This is a genomic window from Novosphingobium sp. RL4 (assembly GCF_035658495.1).
Lineage (GTDB): Bacteria > Pseudomonadota > Alphaproteobacteria > Sphingomonadales > Sphingomonadaceae > Novosphingobium.
Genome location: NZ_CP141944.1, coordinates 3,281,176 through 3,300,506, shown reverse-complemented (window position 1 = coordinate 3,300,506; position 19,331 = coordinate 3,281,176). Strand labels below are relative to the sequence as shown.

14 protein-coding genes are annotated in these 19,331 nt (G+C 66.6%); 3 read left to right on the top strand and 11 right to left on the bottom strand.

Going from position 1 to position 19,331, the window contains the following annotated elements:
* Positions 1–195: 195 nt before the first annotated feature.
* From U9J33_RS15810 to U9J33_RS15785, 6 genes are all read right to left on the bottom strand, one after another.
* A complete protein-coding gene (locus U9J33_RS15810) occupies positions 196–1,452 on the bottom strand; it encodes an IS701 family transposase (protein WP_185997635.1) in 1,257 nt (418 codons plus the stop codon).
* Positions 1,453–1,539: 87 nt separating this feature from the next.
* Positions 1,540–2,931 (bottom strand): mannitol dehydrogenase family protein, encoded by a 1,392-nt coding sequence (locus tag U9J33_RS15805; RefSeq protein ID WP_324696606.1) that lies wholly within the window; start codon positions 2,929–2,931, stop codon positions 1,540–1,542.
* Entirely contained in the window at positions 2,928–4,343 is a 1,416-nt protein-coding gene (gene uxaC / locus U9J33_RS15800; RefSeq protein WP_054439175.1) for a glucuronate isomerase, read from the bottom strand. Before uxaC ends, U9J33_RS15805 begins: the two co-directional genes overlap by 4 nt.
* Entirely contained in the window at positions 4,343–5,986 is a 1,644-nt protein-coding gene (locus tag U9J33_RS15795) for a family 43 glycosylhydrolase (RefSeq protein ID WP_324696603.1), read from the bottom strand. The genes uxaC and U9J33_RS15795 overlap by 1 nt, the downstream gene beginning before the upstream one ends.
* A 12-nt stretch (positions 5,987–5,998) precedes the next feature.
* On the bottom strand, positions 5,999–7,012 hold the full coding sequence (locus tag U9J33_RS15790) for an alpha/beta hydrolase (RefSeq protein WP_324696601.1): 1,014 nt from the start codon (positions 7,010–7,012) through the stop codon (positions 5,999–6,001).
* 59 nt (positions 7,013–7,071) lie between these two features.
* The gene (locus U9J33_RS15785) at positions 7,072–9,960 is read right to left on the bottom strand and encodes a TonB-dependent receptor (protein ID WP_324696600.1); all 2,889 of its coding nucleotides are present in this window, start codon (positions 9,958–9,960) and stop codon (positions 7,072–7,074) included.
* Positions 9,961–10,269: 309 nt separating this feature from the next.
* Here U9J33_RS15785 and U9J33_RS15780 point away from each other — a divergent pair, with 309 nt between their 5' ends.
* Both U9J33_RS15780 and U9J33_RS15775 read left to right on the top strand, forming a co-directional pair.
* Positions 10,270–11,613: a pectate lyase gene (locus tag U9J33_RS15780; protein WP_324696598.1), complete on the top strand. Its 1,344-nt coding sequence runs from the start codon at positions 10,270–10,272 to the stop codon at positions 11,611–11,613.
* 17 nt (positions 11,614–11,630) lie between these two features.
* A complete protein-coding gene (locus U9J33_RS15775) occupies positions 11,631–12,023 on the top strand; it encodes a cupin domain-containing protein (protein ID WP_221937061.1) in 393 nt (130 codons plus the stop codon).
* Positions 12,024–12,072: 49 nt separating this feature from the next.
* Here U9J33_RS15775 and U9J33_RS15770 read toward each other — a convergent pair whose 3' ends face one another.
* The 5 genes from U9J33_RS15770 to U9J33_RS15750 all read right to left on the bottom strand — a co-directional run bounded on the left by U9J33_RS15770 (position 12,073) and on the right by U9J33_RS15750 (position 17,664).
* Positions 12,073–13,635 carry a carboxylesterase/lipase family protein gene (locus U9J33_RS15770; protein WP_324696595.1) on the bottom strand — a complete coding sequence of 521 codons (1,563 nt, stop codon included), beginning with the start codon at positions 13,633–13,635 and terminating at the stop codon, positions 12,073–12,075.
* Positions 13,636–13,703: 68 nt separating this feature from the next.
* Positions 13,704–14,714 carry a sugar kinase gene (locus U9J33_RS15765; RefSeq protein WP_324696593.1) on the bottom strand — a complete coding sequence of 337 codons (1,011 nt, stop codon included), beginning with the start codon at positions 14,712–14,714 and terminating at the stop codon, positions 13,704–13,706.
* A 14-nt stretch (positions 14,715–14,728) separates the two neighbouring features.
* The gene (gene kduD, locus U9J33_RS15760) at positions 14,729–15,499 is read right to left on the bottom strand and encodes a 2-dehydro-3-deoxy-D-gluconate 5-dehydrogenase KduD (RefSeq protein WP_054439183.1); all 771 of its coding nucleotides are present in this window, start codon (positions 15,497–15,499) and stop codon (positions 14,729–14,731) included.
* Between the two features lie 155 nt (positions 15,500–15,654).
* Entirely contained in the window at positions 15,655–16,491 is an 837-nt protein-coding gene (kduI, locus tag U9J33_RS15755; RefSeq protein WP_054439186.1) for a 5-dehydro-4-deoxy-D-glucuronate isomerase, read from the bottom strand.
* 138 nt (positions 16,492–16,629) lie between these two features.
* Complete coding sequence (locus U9J33_RS15750) at positions 16,630–17,664, bottom strand: LacI family DNA-binding transcriptional regulator (RefSeq protein WP_054439188.1); 1,035 nt, start codon at positions 17,662–17,664, stop codon at positions 16,630–16,632.
* Between the two features lie 138 nt (positions 17,665–17,802).
* On the opposite strand from U9J33_RS15750, the gene U9J33_RS15745 reads away from it, so the two are divergent.
* On the top strand, positions 17,803–19,305 hold the full coding sequence (locus U9J33_RS15745; protein WP_324696589.1) for an altronate dehydratase family protein: 1,503 nt from the start codon (positions 17,803–17,805) through the stop codon (positions 19,303–19,305).
* The last annotated feature ends 26 nt before the right edge of the window (positions 19,306–19,331 follow it).

Below are 19,331 nucleotides of genomic sequence, written 5' to 3'. Positions count from 1 at the left end.
CTGCGTTGGGAAGTCTTGAAATATCGACATATTCCAGCGCCTTCCCTCCTGGCGCTGAGCCATTTTGCCTCAAACCTCGATGGCGCCGTTTATGAGTTTACGACCTAGCACTACTTTGGCAGAATTTGGTTAGATGGTTTAAACAGCGCCCCTCCGCAATGAGGGCAATGTCTTGGCGGTGAGCGCGACAAGCGGTCAAGGATGGCTTGGCGAACTGCTGGCAAACTGGGCTGAGGTGGCGGCCCGGAGACTCTTTTTTTTCCGGCCCGCCTGAGCGAGCCTTTGTGTTTGTAGAAACGCGTATGCCATCATTGTCATGAGCGCGTGTCGATGCAGCCCCGTCCATGACCTTCCCTCGAAGTGATCGAGGCCAAGTTCTTCCTTGAGTTGCTGATGAGCCTGTTCGCAAACCCAGCGGGCCTTGATCGCGCCTGCTAGCTCGCGGATCGAGGTTCCTGCGGGCAGATTGGAGAGGTAGTATTTGCGCTCGCCGTTCGAGCGATGCTCGCCCACCAGCCAAACCTCTTCGCCGGGCATATGCTGGGCTCCTGCAGAGCCAATCCGCTGGGGCGCGCCATCGGCGATGCGCACGCGCATGGCGGCAAAGCGGGCGCTCAGCATCCCCTTCGTTCCCCGCCTCCAACTGACCTGTCGCCATTTCGCATCCTCGAGCATGGCATGGGCCGCTCGGGATTTGACATCAGGCACGTGCCGGACACGTGGCCGGCCCCGTGTCGCTACCGGGAAAATCAATTGCACATCGGCTGGATAGACCTTCTGGTGCCGGGGAATACCGACCGCCCAGCATAGATCCCGGGCGGTGAGTGCCTGTCGGAACGACGCCGAGAGCCCATAGCCGGCATCGGCCAAGACGCAGCCGAAGCGAACGCCGGCAGCGATTGCGCGGTCGATTTCCTCCACTGCGATCTCGGGCTTTGTGCGGTAGCTCTGCAAAGGCTCAGGCACGCCAGCTTTGGTCATCCGCGCCGCATCGTCGGTCCAGCTTTCCGGCAGGAACAGGCGCAGGCTCAGCATGATGGGTACTTCGCCTGATGCGAGCGTTACCGAAACCATCGTCTGACAATTCGCATTCTTGCCGAGCACCGTTGCATATTGCGGGGCGACACCGACCGAAGCTTTGCCCTTCTTGGGCAAGGCCGTATCGTCGATGATCAGCCAGGCCTTGTTGCCGCCGACCAATTGATCTGCCTGGCTCCACAAGATCGCTTCCAGCGGGGCGCTGTCCCACAGGCCGGCACCGATGAAATGATGCAGCCGGTCATAAGGGATGGCATCAGTTCGAGCTGCCATGGGCTGAATGCTCTTGCGATCGCCAGGCCCAATCAAGCCGGCAATATAGGCCGGGCACATCCGCCGCCGCGTCTTGTTCGCCAGACTTCCCAGATATGGCTCAAGCCAACGCTCCAGATCTGCTTGCCAGTCCTCGTCCATCGCCAGCCTCCATAAAAGCTGGCTCCTCATGAATCACGCATTCAACGCCAAGGGAATCCTAAAAATCAACGTTCTGCCAAAGTAGTGCTAGACTCTCTGCCCCAGATGCTCGGCCAGACTTTCGAAGTCGCCGGCCGAAGCCCGCCAGGTGGCCGCGAACAGCCCGTGTTCGCCGAACAGGGCGCGCGGCATTCCGCCGGGGCCTTCCTCGCGCCAGAGATCGGCAAGACGGACGGCCATCGGGTCATCGACCGGGCCCCAGTTCACGGCGTTGTCGCCGCGAACGTGGCGCATCCATGCCGCCAGCGCCGAGAGGATCGCAGGGCAATGCCTGCCTTCGGCCTGGTTGGCGGCAAGCGTTTCCAGCCAGCGCTGCGGGATCTTCTGGCTGCCGTCCATCGCGATCTGGATGAGCCGATGCTGGAGCGCCGGATTGGCGAAGCGTGCCAGCAGGGCCTCGGCATAGGCGTCCAGATCCTGTCCCGGCGCGGCTGCGATGGTCGGCTGGGCCTCGACGCGCATCAGGCGTTCGATCAGCGGGCGGATCGCCGGATCGGCGACTGCTTCGTGAACGAAAGCATGGCCGTGCTCCAGCCCGAGGTAGGCCAGCGCCGAGTGCGCGCCGTTGAGCATCCGCAGCTTGGCCGCCTCGTAAGGGGCGACATCGCCGACGAGCTGCGCGCCCACGGCTTCCCACGCGGGGCGGGGACCGGCGAACTTGTCCTCGATCACCCACTGGCTGAACGGTTCGGTCATCACCGCGCCCTGATCCTCCAGCCCGGTGGCCGCGGCGACCGTCTTGCGGTCGGCAGCGGTGGTGGCGGGGACGATGCGATCGACCATGGAGCAGGGGAAGGCGCAATGCGCGGCGACCCATGCGCCGAGTTCGGGGTCGTGGCGCGCGAGGTATTCGGCCATGAGCCGCTCAAGCTGGCGGCCGTTATCGGCAAGATTGTCGCACGAGAGCAGGGTCAGGCCGGGAAGGTCCGCGTTGCGGCGGCGGCGCAGGCCTTGTTCGAGGAAGGCATAGACGCTGCCGTGGTGCGCGAGGAAGGGTTCGAGCGAGCCGTCCGCCGCGCGGCAGTAGCCCTTCTCGGTGATGGTGAAAGTGACGATCCGCGTTTCCGGCGCGGCAAGAGCAGCGATGACGGCTTCCGGTTCCTCGCTGGCGACAAGGACGCGGCCGACCGATCCGATCACCCCTGTCTCGTTGCCCGCGGCCGAGCATTCGGTGAGGGTATAGAGGCCGTCCTGCGGGTTCATCTGGCGCGCCACATTGGCGGATCGCAGCGATACGCCGGTGATCGCCCAGTCCCGGTCCCCGGCCGCCATCGCCCGGTCCGTATACCAGGCCTGGTGGGCGCGGTGGAAGGCGCCGATGCCGAAGTGGACGATGCCCGCCGCCTGCGCGCCCCGCTCGTAACGGGGGCGCGCGATGTCGGCGGGAAGCTGCGGCAGGCTCGCAGTGGAAAGTCTCACAAACGATAGGCCTTCTTCACGAGATTGTAGGTAAGGTCCTGCGCCAGTTCGGCCGCTTCCCAGTCCTCGATGCGGTGCTCGACGACGAGTTCCGCAAGGAACCCGCAATCGATCCGGCGAGCAACGTCATGGCGCGCGGGGATCGACAGGAAGGCCCGTGTATCGTCGTTGAAGCCGACCGTATTGTAGAAGCCTGCGGTTTCGGTGGTCATGCGGCGGAACCGGCGCATGCCTTCGGGGCTGTCGTGGAACCACCATGCCGGCCCGAGCTTGAGGCAGGGATAATGCCCGGCGAGCGGCGCCAGTTCGCGGGCATAAGTGCTTTCGTCCAGCGTGAAGAGAATGATCGAGAGGCCGGGCTCGTTGCCGAACCTGTCGAGCAGGGGCTTGAGATTGGCCACATATTCGGTGCGCGAGGGGATGTCGGCGCCCTTATCACGGCCGAAGCGTTCGAAGACGCGGGCATTGTGGTTGCGGAAGGCGCCGGGGTGGATCTGCATGACGAGGCCGTCGTCGAGGCTCATCGCCGCCATTTCGGTGAGCATCTGGGCGCGGAACAGTTCGGCGTCCTCGGCGGTGAAGTCCGCGCTGGTGACTTTGGCGAACAGGGCTTCGGCCTCGGCGCGCGGGAGATCGGCGGTTTTCGGGGTCGGGTGCCCGTGATCGGTCGAGGTAGCGCCCATTTCCGCGAAGAAGCGGCGGCGCTGGCGATGCGCGGCAAGGTATCCGTTCCAGGTGAGGCAGTCCTCCCCGGTGAGTTCGGAAAACCGGCGCAGGTTTTCGCGGAAACCCTCGAACTCGGGATCGACCACCGGATCGGGGCGATAGGCGGTGACGACCTTGCCCTTCCAGCCCCCGGCACGCGCATTGTCCGCCCGGATCGCGGCATGGTGTTCCAGCGTGTCGAGCGGGCTTTCGGTCGTGGCGATCACTTCGATGCCGTAACGGTCGAACAGGGCGCGGGGGCGGAAGCTGTCGCTCGCCAGCATCTCGGTGATGGTGTCGAAATAGAGATCGCTGGTTTCGGCCGAGAGCTGCACACCCATTCCGAACGCTTCGGCGAAGACCCAGTCAAGCCACATGCGGGAGGGCGTGCCCCGGAACAGGTGGAAGTTCTCCGCCAGCAGCCGCCAGGCCGCGCGCGGATCGACGCCGGGATTGCGCACGCCGAGCGATTCCATCGGGATGCCCTGCGAATAGAGCATGCGGAACACATAATGGTCCGGCACCAGCAGCAGTTCGGTGGCATTGCCGAATGTCTCGTTCGCGGCGAACCAGCGCGGGTCGGTATGGCCGTGCGGACTGACGATCGGCAGTTTCGCGACGCTTTGGTAAAGCTCGCGGGCGATTGTTCGCGTGGCGGGCTCGGCCGGGAGGAGCCGGTCGGGATGCAGGTCGAGGGGGCGGAGCATCAGTCTTCCAGTGCTGTGAATCGGAAATCGCGGAACTTTGCCTCGCCCGGACCGGCGGCATAGAGGCCCGGCCGCAGCATGAGGAAGCCGCCGCGAACATTGTGGTGATAGCCGGACACTTCCATGCCCCGGTCGAACCGCTTCCATGTCTTGCCGCCGTCTCCCGAGGTGTGGAACGAGACGATGTGGCGGCGATTGGTGAGGCGCATCTTCATGCGGCTTCCGTGCGGATTGGCGGGGCGGCCGCGCTCGTTGCCGTATTGGTGGGTGACGAAGCGGGTCTCGTCGAAGCCGAGCCCGGCATAGAGCTTGTCGTCATAGAACAGCACCAGGCCGGCGGTGCCGCCGGGCGCCAGTTCGATATCGCATTCGAACCGGTAGCTGGTATCGCCCGCGATCAGCAGCAGCGGTGAGCCGCTCGACGGGGCGAGGCCCTTGCCCGCGAAATGCAGCGCGCCGCCTTGCACGCGCAGGCGGCTGGATTCGTCGGGGGCGGGGCGGAAGAACGACCATTTCGAACCCAGCGCCAGCGGCTTCGAGAAATCGTCCGACAAGGCCATGCCGTGCGGCAGGGGGCTGGCGATCCTAGGCACCGGCAGCGGCTGGGAAAGGTCGCCGCCGGTCATGCGGAACCAGCCGTCTTCGGTCCATTCGATGGTATCGAGCAGGCACTGGCGGCCAAGCGTCCAGTAGCCGTTCTCGAACCCGTGGTAGAGCGTGTACCACTTGCGGTCCGGCCCCTCCACCAGGGAGGCATGCCCGCGCGACCACCAGGCCTCGGACTGGTCTTCGGTGCGGACCAGCGGATTGCCGGGATGCTGCTCCCACGGTCCGTGAATCGAACGGGCGCGGGCGGCGATCACCATGTGCCCGGTCGGCGGACCGGCCGTGCCGCCCACCGCCGTGAGCATGTAGAACCAGCCCCCGTGGCGGTGGATCTTGGGGCCTTCGGGCGAAAAGCCCTCGACATCCCAGTCCTCCGGGTAGTGCCACGGGTCGTAGACATGCTCCACCTTGCCCGCCAGCGAGAGGCCGTCGTCGGACAGCCGCACGCGGTCTCCGCCCGAAAGGAACAGCCAGCGCGAGCCGTCCTCGCCCACGGCGTGGCAGGGGTCGATATGATCGTGCAGGCCCAGCGGTTTCGGATCGCTCCACGGGCCGTCGATGTGATCGGCCCAGATCACGTATATCTCGTTGGGCTCCGCCTTGACCGGGATGTAGAGGAAGTAGCGGCCCTTGTGCTTTTCCAGGCTGACCGCCCAGACCGAGCCGATGTTGCGGGTGAGCGCGGGCTTCCTCGGCTGCCAGTTCACCAGATCGCGGCTGTGCCAGATGGTAAGACCGGGGTAGGAATCGAAGCTGGAGAAGGTGAGGTAATAATCCTCGCCATCCTTCAGGATGGCCGGGTCGGGCCGGTCTCCGGAGAGGACCGGATTGAGCATCGTTCCATTCCCGAGGTCGGCGATGCGCTGGCCGTCAAATCCGCGCCGCCAGTGGCGTGCGGGAGCCGGGGCGGGCGCTGGAGGAGCAATCCCCGCCCCGGTCTCCCCTGCGGCAGCCTCTCTCCCCGCGAGAGTGGGTGCCGCAAGGCCGATACCGCCCAGCAGAGCGGTCTTGAGTGCGTCGCGTCTGTCCATGGTCATCCTGTCTTCGGTCTAGGCAAGACCCACCGAGCGCGCCCAGGCGCGCCAGAGTTCGGGCCATGCCTCGACCGGCTTGCCGATCGTGCCGCGCAGGCCGAAGCCGTGGCCGCCCTGCGCGAAGAGGTGGGTTTCCACCGGAACGCCTTGCGCCTTGAGCGCGGCGCGCAGCCGCAGGCTGTTGTCCACCGGAACGGCGGGATCGTCCTCCGCGTGGAGCAGGAAGTGCGGCGGCGCGCCTTTGGGAACCGTGCGGTCCGGTGAGTGCGCGGCCTCCATTTCCGGCGTGGGAGAAGAGCCGAGCAGCAGCCTGCGCGAGCCCGCGTGAGCGACGGCGGGGTCCATCGAGACCACCGGATAGATCGGGGCTGCGCAGAAGGGGCGGGCGGAAAGCCTGTCCGCCGCGTCGACCGGCTTGTAGACCTGGGCGTCGTAGCGGGTGGAGAGGCTGGCGCAGACATGGCCGCCGGCCGAAAAGCCCATGGCGGCAACACGCTCCGGCTGCACGCCGTAATCCTTGGCGCGGTGGCGGATCAGGCGGATGGCGCGCTGGGCATCGGCCAGCGGCACGTCCTGCCGATCGGCCCAGCCCTCGCCCGGCAGGCGGTAGAACAGGACGAAGGCGGTGAAGCCGCGCGCGGCGAGCCAGCGGGCCATCTCGTAGCCCTCCTTGTCGATGACGACGAGGGCATAGCCGCCGCCCGGCGTGATGAGCACGGCCGCGCCATTGGGGCGGTCCGGCCGGAACACCACCATGCGCGGGCGGGTGGTCCCGGTAACGGAACGGTCGTTGACCTGCCCGTTGGTGGAGCGTTCGGTAACGGTTTCCACAGGAGGAGTGGCGGGCATTCCCGGCGCGCCGCGGGGCCACAGGTCGATGGTCTCGCCGGGTTCGGGCAATCCCGCCGGCGGAGACCGGGTGCTGTCGAAAGGTGCTGCCGTCTGCGCTTGCGCGGTTCCAGCCGTCAGCCCCGGCAGGAGGCCCGAGGCAAGGGAAGCCGCCATGAACGATCGGCGGTCGATGGTCATGGCGGCTTCCTCTTCGTTGCTTTCAGTTCACTTCATTCGGCATTGCTGCCGGGCAAAGGTCAATACTTGAGGCGCGCGCCGAACAGGATGGTGCGGCCGAAGTGGTTGTTCTCGTAATTGCGCTGCGCGTAGATGTCGTTGGTGCGGTAGCGATATTCGTCGGTCAGGTTGTTGCCGTCGATCGACAGTTCCATCCATTCGGTCGCCTGATAGCGGATCGCCGCATCGACGCTGGTGTACGAACCGTAACCCTCGAAGATATTGCCGGTCGCGCTGGTGGCGTCGCTGAACGGGCCGCGATAGCTGACCGAGCCGCGGATGCTGAACTTGCCGTCGTCGTAATAGAGCGTGGCGTTCCAGGCCTTCTTCGACACGCCCAGCAGAGTGTTGTTGTAGATCGCCGAGACGCCGGAGAGGCCGCAGGCATTGGTCGTCGGGTTGCGGGTGCAGGCGGAAACGGCCGGACCGGTGATCTGGTAGTCGGCGCTGCTGTCGATGAAGGTGGCGTTGCCCTGGAAGCCGGTGTGGGTGAGGATGCCCGGCAGGAAGGTGAAGGGCAGTTGCAGCGCCAGTTCCACGCCCTTGAGCGTCGCGCCCTTGCCGTTGACCTGAGCGGAGACGATGTACTCCTGGTTCGGGTCGTAATCGATGTAGGCAGGCGTGCTCTGCCCCAGCACGTCGCGGCCAAGGCCGAGCTGCGGCAGCGTGGCGGTATAGGTGCCCGCAACCGGGAAACTCTCGATCTTCTTGATGAAGCCCGCCACAGAAACCAGCGCCTGCGGTGCGAAGTACCATTCCACTGAGGCGTCGAAATTGGTCGCCCGGTAGGGGTTGAGGAACGGATTGCCGAAGGTCACGCGGTAGTTGAACCCGTCGACCGAGCCGCCGGGGTTGAGGTTGCCCAGCGAGGGGCGCGTGATGACCTTGGCGATCGCGCCGCGCACGATCACGTCATGGCGCGGGTAGAACGCGATGTTCATTGCCGGCAGCCAGTCGTCGTAGCTGCGCCCAACGGTCGCGGCTACGCCTGCGGTGTAGCCGGTCGAGGTCTGCTTGGTATGGGCGTAGCGAACGCCGGCATTGCCCGCGAATTCGAGGCCCAGGATATCGCCCTTGACGTCGAACTGGAGGTAGCCGCCCGAGGTTTCCTCGCGCACGCGGCGATTGTTCCCGAGATCCTCGACGGCCGTACGGGCATAGAGATTGGTGTAGTTCGCCGCCTTGTCGATGTCGGCCACGATCCACGAACTGGTGGTGCCGCCCGGCTGTCCGGCGTCACCGAGATTGATGAGGCGCGAGATGTCGGAGGTGACGGGCAGGCCGTAGACGCTGGACGAGCAGGTCACCTGGCCCAGGATCAGGTCCGGCTGGCCGTTGGTGGCGCAGGCGGCGGTGTCACGCTGGAACAGCTGCGTACGGAAGTCGTAACGACGCCAGACGCCGCCCGCCTTCACGGTGAAGCCGTCCGCCATGTCCCATTCGGTGCGCAGCTGGGCGGTCTTGAACTTGTTCTTAACGTAGGACGGACGGTCGCGGATTTCGGCGAGCTGGAAATTCGCCGGATTGGTCACGTCCAGACCGTAGTTCAGCACCGGCGACTTCATGTCGGAATAGTCGAAGTCGAAACCGTTCGCGTTGCGGTTGTCGTAGGCGAAAGTGGTTTCCACCGGGATGTCGGCGTTCGACTGCGAGAAACCGCCCAGCGCCGTGAAGCGGAAGGTGTCGGTCACGTCCTGGTCCCAGGTCGCGCCGAACTGGTAGAATTCGGTCTCCGACTTGCGCAGGTAGCTTTCGGTGCGGACCCAGGCATTGTCGTAAGTGCCTGCGATCATCGTGCCCTTGTCGTCGTAGACCGGGTCCACGAGGTTGAAGCGGCGTTCGTTCGAGCGGGCGAGGACTTCCAGCCACTGTTCCGAACGGTTTTCCTTGAACGAGGAATAGAGGCCGTCGATCGAGAGCTTGGTGCGGTCGGTCGGTTCGAACTGGATCGAGCCGGTCAGGCCGAGGCGGCGGCGATCATGCTCGACCTTGCCGTAGCGCGGGATGCGGGCGTGGAACGAGAGCGCTGCCGCGTCGCAGGCTTCGGAAGGACGGTAGCCGCCGCCGGAGTTCACCGGGTTGCCGCCGGTCGGGCCGACGTCCGAATAGAAGCAGGGCGTGCCGTTCACCGAGTTGAAGTAGGCCTGCGACCAGCGGACGGTGTTGTTGCCGGTTTCCAGCGTATCGGTGTGCGAATAGGCCGCCGAAAGGTTGACGCCGAAAGTGCCGGCATCGTTGCGCCAGGACAGCAGGCCGGCAAGGCGCGGGCCGACGTTCTTGGACAGGTCGTTGTAGGAACCCTGCATGTTGAGCACGGCGGAAAGACCGGCCTTGCCCGCCAGCGGATTGCCGGTGTTGAGATCGACCACCGCGCCCAGCGAGCCTTCGTCGAGGCTGGCTTCGGCGGTCTTGTGGACCACGAGGCTGCTGAACAGTTCCGAGGCGAAGACGTTGAAGTCGAACGCGCGGTCGCGGTTGGCGGAAGCGCCGTCGGAGCTGGTCGCGATCGTTTCGAGGCCGTTCACGCGGACGCGGGTGAACTGGGCGCCAAGGCCGCGCACGGTGATCGCCCGGCCTTCGCCGCCGTCACGCTGGATCGAGATGCCGGGGATGCGCTGGAGCGATTCGGCAAGGTTCTGGTCAGGGAACTTGGCCATGTCCTCGGCGACGACGGCATCGACGGCGCTGACGGATTCGCGCTTCACGTTGAGCGCGGCTTCGAGCGACTTGCGGAAACCGGTCACGATGATTTCCTGCGCGGCGGTGCCGTCTTCCGTCGCGGTCTGGCCTGCGGCGGCGGTATCCTGTGCGAAGGCTGCGTGCGGCAATGCCAGCGCACTGCCCGCGACGAGAGCTGCCTTCAGTAGCGAAATCCTCGAAACATGAACCTTGGAAATATTCAGGCGCATGATCACTCCCCCTGTAGCCGTTGTGGCCTTCATGGCCGTTTTGGCCAATTGATACCGGTGTCAGAGGTGTTCGCGCCTTTGGCGCTTCCCTTCTCCGGCACCTGCTCCCGGCGTCTTGCAACGCCATCCTCCACGCCTTGTCGGCGCACGTCTTCCGAACCGCGTATCGTCGTTTCATTGCGACCGTCAGTTCGTTCTTGCCGGTCTTGGTAACCGGTGTCATTAGTTATTGCCGCAGGGACAGCGCCCTGTCAAGAACCCCTGTGAGAAGCAGGTCAACGGGAGAGCACAGTGAAAGAAAAGAGGCAGATGAGCCGTCTTACCCTCACGGTTTCGGCCGCAATTCTGGCGATTTCGGCGGTCCCGCAGCTGGCCGGGGCGCAGGCTGCAGACCCGACCCGGGGCGGCGACGGCGGGCGAATCATTCGCGTCACGACCCTGGCCAAGGACGGCCCCGGATCGCTCAGGGAAGCGGTCGAGGCGAAGGGCAAGCGCACCGTGGTGTTCGAAGTGGGCGGGGTGATCGACCTTGAACGCTCGGTCATGGAAATCGACGAGCCCTACCTCACCATCGCCGGGCAGACCGCGCCTTCGCCGGGCGTGACCATCGTTCGCGGCGGGATCGATCTCAAGGGGCACGACGTCAAGATCAGCCACCTTCGCGTGATGACCGGGGTGGACGGCCAGCCCAAGCTTTCCGGCTGGGAAGCGGACGCCTTCTCCACCGTTGCCGCGCATAACGTGGTGGTGGAGCATTGCAGCTTCTTCTGGGCGATCGACGAGAACATGTCGACTTCCGGGCCGCGTTTCAACGGCAACACCGTGAAGGAATGGCGCACGGCGACCAGCCATGACGTGCTGTTCCGCGAAAACCTCGCAGCCGAAGGCCTGGCCGATGCCAGCCATCCCAAGGGCGAGCATTCCAAGGGCTCGCTGGTGCACGACAATGCCACCGGCATCGTCTTCTACCGCAACGTCTGGGCCCACAACATGGAGCGTTCGCCGCTGGTGAAGGGCGGGGCGCAGGTGCTCATGGTCAACAACATGATCTACGATCCCGGCCACCGCGCGGTGCACTACAACCTGATGAACCTCGAATGGGCGGGGCATCCCTATGTCACCGGCGAGATCACGGCCGTGGGCAACGTCATGCGTGCGGGCAACACCACTGCGCCGGGTCTGCCGTTCCTGACGCTGGGCGGCGACGGCGATCTTGCCTGGTTCAGCAAGGACAACATCAACGTGGATCGCTGGGGCAATCCCGCGCCGATGCTGGGCCGCTACGGCGTGACCAAGGCGAAAGTGATCGAATCGCCGCAGCCGCTCGCCAGCCTCGATGGCTACAAGGTGGTCCCGGCCGCCGATCTCGAGACCGGGCTGCTGGCATCGGTCGGCGCCCGCCCGTGGGACCGTGCGCCTGACGATATCCGCGTGCTGTTCTTCGTCGCCGAAGGACGCGGCGAGGTGATCGACGACGAGAAGGTCGTCGGCGGCTATCCCCATCCGGCGCCGACTCGCGCCGCCTTCGTGGAGAAGGACTGGAACCTTGCGACGATGACGCCGAAATCGGGGATTTATCCGGGCCAGAAGGCAGGGGCGCAGGAAAAGCTCTCTGCCCGCGACAAGGAAATGCGCGAAGGGGCCGCGAAGTGATCGCGGCCCTGCTGCTGATGGCCGCATCCGCCACGGGCGCGCCGCCGATGGCCGTGATCGATGAGAAGGACACCGTGCGCGAGGAAGCCCCTCCGCACGGCGCCATCGGCATGAGCACGGCCTACCGCATCTCCGATGCCGCGCCCGCGCCGCGCACGATGGAATTCCGCCGCCGCGTGCTTCACAAGGGGGCGGCGATCGGCGAGCATCCCATCGCGCATGACGAGGTGTACTATGTGCTCTCGGGCGAGGGTGAGGTGGTTTCGGACGGAAAGCGCGCGGCGCTCCGGCCGGGGATGACGGCCTATCTCTACAACGGCGCGGTCGTCGGCATCTGGCAGAAGGGCGACGAGCCGCTTTCGCTGGTGATCGCCTATCCCAATCCGCCGGGTTCCGCCGGGAAGAAGTGAAAGGGTGCGCAGGGGGGGCATCGCGCTCCCCTGCGCTCTTGCGGCGGCTTCAGGTTCCCGGCTGCACATAGGGCGCCGTGGCCCACAATTCCCGCTGCCAGCCGCGCGGGTCGTTCTCCACGCGGACATTGTCCCCGAACACCATGGTCTGGCGGGAGGGCAGGGCGTAGGCCGCCCAGTCCGCGATGCCCGGCCGTCCTGTCCTGGCGAGCCCGGCGAAGGCCCCCATCATCGCCTTGCTCAAGGCCTGCGCGCCTGCGTCCGTGCCTGAAAAGCTGCCCGGCGCATCGAGCGTGCCGAAGACGTAGGGAATGTCATCGGTATGCGCCGCGCCGCGCAGCGGATCGACTGGAGAGGGGCGTTCGAGCTGATAGACCCAGGTTTCCCGCGCACCTGCCTTCGCGCGTTCGTCGGCCTCGATGACTTGCCCCGGCCATGAGCGACCCGCCGTGGTGGCGGCGTAATAGACCTGTTCGACGCTCCAGCCCGGCTCATGGGCGCGGTAGTGGTCCACCACCCATTGCGGGTCGAGATCGATCTTCACCTCGCGGCTCATCCGCTCGGCCAGGTTGCCCCAGTCCAGCCCCTTCAGCTTGCTGCCGCGCGGGTCGAGGAAGGCGCGGGTTTCATCGTGGGTATTGCCCAGGATCATCGGCACGCCGAGAGACTGCGGCGCGGCGTCCGGCCAGAACGGATGGCGCGGCAGGTTGGTCATGTCGAGCACCGGGCCGAAATAGACCGGGCCGCCCATGACCGGATCGGTGGCGCCAAGGCCCTCCACCAGTCGTTCCACGGGCATCGTCCGCAAACTCTCCACATCGCCGGGCGCCAGCTTCAGCGCCGCCATGAGCGCCTGCGTGCGGGCCCAGGCGTGCATCGGCCCGTTGGCCTGCACCTGCTGGCCGCTCATGGTGGCGGCAGTGTGGAACAGCCCTTGCGCGGCCGGCATGGCCATGAGCGTGGCGATCTTGGCGCCGCCGCCCGACTGGCCGAACACCATGATCCGTGCCGGGTCTCCGCCGAACTGCGCAATATGTTCGCGCACCCATTGCAGGGCGAGGATCAGGTCGAGCTGGCCGAGGTTGCCGCTGTCGGCATAGCGGGCGCCGAAAGGTCGCAGCCAGGCATGGCCCAGCGCGTTGAGCCGGTGATTGACGGTGACGACCACCACGTCGCCCCCGGCCGCCAGCTTCGCGCCGTGGGTAAGCGGATCGGTGACCGAGCCGGTGGTATAGGCGCCGCCGTGGAAGTAGACCATGACCGCGCGCTTCGCGGCGGGGTTCGCTTCGGGTGTCCAGACGTTGAGGAAAAGGCAGTCTTCGGACTGACGCTCGCTACCGGAGCCGCGCTGCGGGCAGATCGGCGCGAAGGTCCGGGCTTCGAGGCGCGGACCGGACCAGGGTTCGGCGACGGCGCGGGCAAAGCGCGGCGCGCGGCCGTAGCGGATGCCCTTGAAGGCGAGCACGCCCTGTTCGGCAAGGCCGAGGTAGCGCCCCGCCACCGGGCTGTCGGCACGCGCGGAGGGGCGGGCGAGAAGCGGCGCAGGGGCTATCGCGGCAAGTGCCGCGGCGGACTTTACGAGAGTGCGGCGCGTGATGTGTCTGGCCGTCATGGCAGTGCCTCTTCCCCCGGCGCCTTCCCGGATCATGTCCGGGGCGACGCAAACGCATCAGCTTCCGGTCACCGCCGCACGTCGCCCCCGGCGATCGAGAACGCTTCCAGTTCCGCCCGGCCGATCAGGCTCATGTCGCCGTGCAGCGAATGCTTGAGCACCGTATAGGCGAGGCCGGCATGGGCCATGGCCGAAAGGTCGCCGCCTTCCAGCCACTGGTGCAGCACGCCCGCCGCGAAGGCATCGCCGGTGCCGATGCGATCGACGATGCCGGTCACGTCGGCCTCGGCCGTCTGCACCGCGCCGTCGCGGCCGTCCACGCGGGCGGCGATGCGGTGATGCCCGGCGTTGACGACATGGCGCGCCGTGGAGGCGATGATCTGGAGGCCCGGGAAGGCCGCGAAGGCGGCCTCGGCAGCCTCGCGGCGGCGGTCTTCACCGTCGCCCGAGAAGGTGCCGCCCAGCAGCAGCGAGATGTCGCGGTGATTGCCGATCATCACCGTGGCCGCGCTGACCAGTTCGGTGAGCACTTCGCGCGGGTTGCTGTCCCAGCTTTCCCACAGCAGCGCGCGGTAATTGCCATCGAAGCAGATCGGCACGCCGGCTTCCTGCGCGGCGCGCACCGCGGCCCTGGCGAGCGAGACGCCGCCCGGCCCGAGTGCGGGCGTGATGCCGGAAAGGTGCAGCAGCCGCGCGCCGTCCAGCGCGGCGGCAAAGTCGAAATCGTCCACCGAGGACTGCGCGAAGGCACTGCCGGCGCGGTCGTAAGTGATCGCGGAAGGACGCAGCCCGGCGCCGGTTTCGAGGAAGTAGAGCCCCATGCGGCCCGGCCCGGAGGTGACGCCGGAAAGGCCGATCCCCGCCGAGCCCAGCGCGGCGCGGGCCTTGTCGCCCAGCGGGTTGGCGGGCAGGCGCGAGACCAGGCGGACCTCGTGGCCGAGCGAGGCGAGCCCCGAGGCGACATTGGCTTCCGCCCCGCCCACCACCATGTCGAGCGAATCCGACTGGACCACGAGCCGTGCATCATGCGTGGCGAAACGGATGAGAACTTCGCCGAAGCAGGTAACGTGGCCAGTCATAGTCTTGGTAATCCTCAGCGCGCGAGCCAACCGCCGTCTACGGCGAGGACGTGGCCTGTAACATAATCCGCAGCCGGGGAAGCAAGAAACACGGCGGCGCCGGCGATGTCGCGGGGATCACCCCAGCGGCCGGTGGGAATGCGCTCCAGGATCTGGCGGTTGCGCGTCTCGTCGCCCTGAAGGGCTGCGGTGTTGTTGGTGGAGATGTAGCCCGGAGCGATGGCGTTGACCTGCACGCCCCTCGGCGCGAGTTCGTTGGCCATGGCCTTGGTCACGCCGCCCACGCCCGACTTCGCCGCCGCATAGCTCGGCACGCGGATGCCGCCCTGGAAGGTGAGCAGAGAGGCGATGTTGACGATCTTGCCCCGGCTACCACCAATGGCGCCCCGCTCCACCATGCCCTTCGCCGCTGCCTGGCTGAGGAAGAACAGGGTCTTGAGGTTGGTGTCCATCACCGCGTCCCAGTCCTCTTCGGAGAACTGCAGCAGGTCGTCGCGGCGGATGATCCCGGCGTTGTTGACGAGGATATCGATCTTGCCGAGCCCGGCCACCGCTTCGTCGATCACGCGGCCCACGGGCTCGATCGAGGAGAGGTCGGCCTTGATGTTCACGCACTTGCGGCCGGTCGCTTCGACCAGCGCAATGGTTTCCGCCGGTTCGCTGCGCCCGGCAAGGGCCACGTCGGCGCCGGCTTCGGCGAGTGCCACGGCAATGGCCTGTCCGATCCCGGTGTTGGCGCCGGTCACGAGCGCGGCCTTGCCTTCGAGGCTGAAGGAAATCGCCATAGTCTGTCCTGTCCCAATCTGATCGTGCCGGCGGGTGCGGTTTCGCACCGTTGGCTCCGCGTTCGGCATCGACTTCGTCGTTGCGGGCGTGGCTCCGTCGCTCCGCTCCCCGCCGGTGACGAGGGGCGCGACGGAGCCGCGTCCGAACGGATACCCTACTGAAGCTGGCAGATATCCAGCACGTTCATGTCGGTATAGTCGAGGTTTTCCCCGCCCATGGCCCAGATGAACGCGTACTTCTTGGTGCCCGAACCCATGTGGATCGACCACGGCGGGCTGATGACGGCCTCTTCGTTGGCGATCACGATGTGGCGCATCTGGTCGGGCTCGCCCATGTAGTGGAAGATGCGGTCGTTCTCTTCGGGCAGTTCGAAGTAGAGGTAGATCTCGCTGCGGCGGTCATGAAGGTGCGGCGGCATCGTGTTCCACACCGAACCTTCTTCCAGCACGGTGAGGCCCAGCAGCAGCTGCGCGCTTTCGCAGACGCCGGGGATGACGAGCTGGTAGATCGTGCGCTGGTTCGAATTGGCCAGATCGCCGCGGGCCAGCGGGTTCGCTTCGGCCAGCGTGATCAGCTTGATCGGGCAGGCCTTATGCGCGGGGACCGAGGCGATGTAGAAGCGCGCGGTCTCACCCTCGAAGATCACCTCGTCCGAGCCCATCGGCACGTAGAGGCATTCCTTGTTGCCCACCTCGAAGCGCTGGCCGTCGACCGTGATCGCGCCGGGGCCGCCGATGTTGGTGATGCCGGCTTCGCGGCGCTCAAGGAAGGGCTTGCCTTCCGCGCTCTTGGGAACGGTCTGCGCGGGCAGCTTGAGCGGACCCTGCGAAGGCACCGCGCCGCCGATCACGAAGCGTTCGTTGTGCGAATAGTTGAGGTTGACCTTGCCGTCCTCGAACATGCCGCCGACGAGGTAGCGATCGCGCAGTTCCTCGTTGGAGACGCACTCCATCATGTCGGGATGGGTGGCGTGGTAGGTCTTGCAGAACACGGGGGCTCTCTCCCTTGTGGAATTCAGTTCCGTATGGTGGGACGCTATTGCGTTTCAGGTCAAGTCTTATCCGGCTTTGGTAACCGGTGTCAATGTCCTGCGGGGCGTGTTTGTCCCCATGTGCCTGAACCGCGGCGCTCAGCGGTCCGGGGAGGGCGGCGCCACCGAGGCGCGGCGCACGAGGTCCGAGAGGAACAGCGATGGCTGCGAAGCGGCGCTGGCCGGCTCGATCAGCTTGCGGGCGGCGGCGGTCGCCATCGGCACGATCGGCCAGCGCACCGTGGTCAGCGGCGGCCAGATATGCGCGGCGATGGCGGTATCGTCGAAGCCGATGATGGAAAGCTGCTCGGGCACCGAAATGCCCTTCGCCCGCGCCGCATGAAGCACGCCGGCGGCCATCTCGTCGTTGCTGGAGAAGATCGCGGTGGGGCGCGGTTCGGCGGACAGCAGGCGCTCCCCCGCGGCAAGGCCCGATTCGAAGCGGTAGTTGCCCCGCGCGGTGATGGCCGGGTCCGGTTCGAGGCCGGCGCCGGCAAGCCCGTCGGCAAAGCCCAGTTCGCGCTCGTGAGCGGAGCGGAAGCCTTCCGGCCCGGCGATGAAGCCGATGCGCTTGTGGCCAAGGCTCACCAGCCATGCCACCGCCTCGCGCACGGCATGACGGTCGTTCGAGGCGACGAGGTGCTTGTCGTCATCCAGACGGGCCGAACCCATGCGGACCAGCGTGCAGCCAAGCTCGCGGCAGACGGCGGCGAGGCCGTCGTTCTCGGAGATCGGCGGCAGCAGCAGCACGCCGTAGAGGCGCTGCTGCTCGATGAAGCGGCGGATGTCCTCCAGCATCGTGGGGGAATGGCGATCCACGGGGCGGACCACCAGCGCGAACTCGGTGTCGCGGATCGCGTCCAGAATGCCTTCCTGCACGCCCAGCACCATCTGCGCGTTGGGGTTGTCGTGGATCAGGCCGATCAGGAAGTTGCGCCGCAGCGCCAGCGCGCGGGCCTGCGGGTTGGGCACATAGCCGATTTCGGCGATCACCGCTTCGACCTTCTCGCGCGTGGCCTGGTTCAGCAGGGGCGACTTGTTGATGACGCGGCTGACGGTCTTCTTCGACACGCCGGAGAGCCGGGCGACGTCGTTGATGGTGGGCTTGGCGTCGCGTTTGTGTTCTTCCGGCATCCTCGCCCCTTTTGACGGACCGCTTGCGGTTTCGCCGATCTGTTGTCAGCCGCTTGCCTTCTTGCTTGCGGAAAGGCAAGATGACACCGGTTTCCTTTTCTTGGAAGTCCTCAATTCCGCGCTAACTCCGGTCCTACGATGCCTTCAGAAATCCCCGCCTCGATTCGTATCCACCCCCGCGACACCGTGGCCGTCGCGCTGCGCCCGCTCGCCTCTGGCGAAGTGGTGGACGGCCTCGCGCTGCGCGAGGACGTGGGGCAGGGACACAAGTTCGCCCTCGCCGATATCGCGGCAGGGGACACGGTGGTGAAGTACGGCCAGCCGATCGGCCGCGCCACGCAGGCGATCCCGGCGGGCGGCCATGTCCACACCCACAATGTGGAAACCGCGCTGGCCGGCGAGCTCGCCTACGCGCCCCACCCCGGCGAAGCGCAGGCCCATGGCCCGCGTGCGGGAACCGACCTGACATGGCAGGGCTATTTGCGCGCCGACGGCCGCGCGGCGACCCGCAACGAGATCTGGATACTGCCCACGGTCGGCTGTGTCGGCATGACCGCCGAACAGGTCGCCCGCGAGGCGCAGGGGCGCCATGCGGCGCTCATCGCGGCGGGCCGGATCGACGGTGTGCATGCCTTCGCGCACCCCCACGGCTGCTCGCAGCTTGGCGACGATCTCGACGGCACCCGCGCCCTGCTCGCCGGGCTTGCCGCCAGCCCCAATGCGGCGGGCGTGCTGCTGCTTGGGCTTGGCTGCGAATCCAACCAGCTCGATGCGCTGGTTGCGGCGGTGCCGGTATGGGCGCGGTCCAAGCTGCGGATGCTTTCCAGCCAGTCCGCCGGGAACGAGATCGAGGAAGCGGGCCGGCTGGTGGACGAACTGGTCGAGGAAGCGGCCGGCGCCCGCCGGGTCGAACTGCCGCTTTCGGCCCTGACCATCGGGCTCAAGTGCGGCGGTTCGGACGGCTTCTCGGGGCTCACCGCCAATCCGCTGCTGGGGCGGCTTTCGGAAACGATCTCGGACGCGGGCGGCAAGGCGATCCTCACCGAGATTCCCGAGATATTCGGCGCCGAACAGGCCCTCCTGGACCGTGCGACCTCGCGCGAGGTGTTCGAGGCGGCGGCCGGCCTCGTGAACCGTTTCAAGCGCTATTATCTCGACCAGGGCCTGCCGGTTTCGGAGAACCCCTCGCCGGGCAACCTTGCGGGCGGGATCACCACGCTGGAGGAGAAATCGCTGGGCGCGGTCCAGAAGGCGGGCTCCGCGCCGCTGTGCGATGTGATCGATTATGGCGGTCAGGCCAGCGTGCCGGGCGTCACCCTGCTGGAGGCGCCGGGCAACGATGCGGTGTCCTCCACCGCGCTCGCCGCTTCGGGGGCGACCCTGGTGCTGTTCACCACCGGACGCGGCACGCCGCTGGGCTTCCCGGTGCCGACGGTGAAGGTCGCCTCCAACCGCCGCCTGTCCGAGGCCAAGCCGCACTGGATCGATTTCGACGCCTCGATCGCGCTCGATCTCGGGCAGGACGCTGCCGATGCCGCTTTCCTCCAGCGGATCTGCGCGATCGCCAGCGGGGAGGCCACGGCCTCGGAGCGCGGCGGCCAGCGCGCCATCGCGGTCTGGAAGCGCGGCGTAACCCTCTGAACGGCTGAGGCAGCACCCGCGCGGCC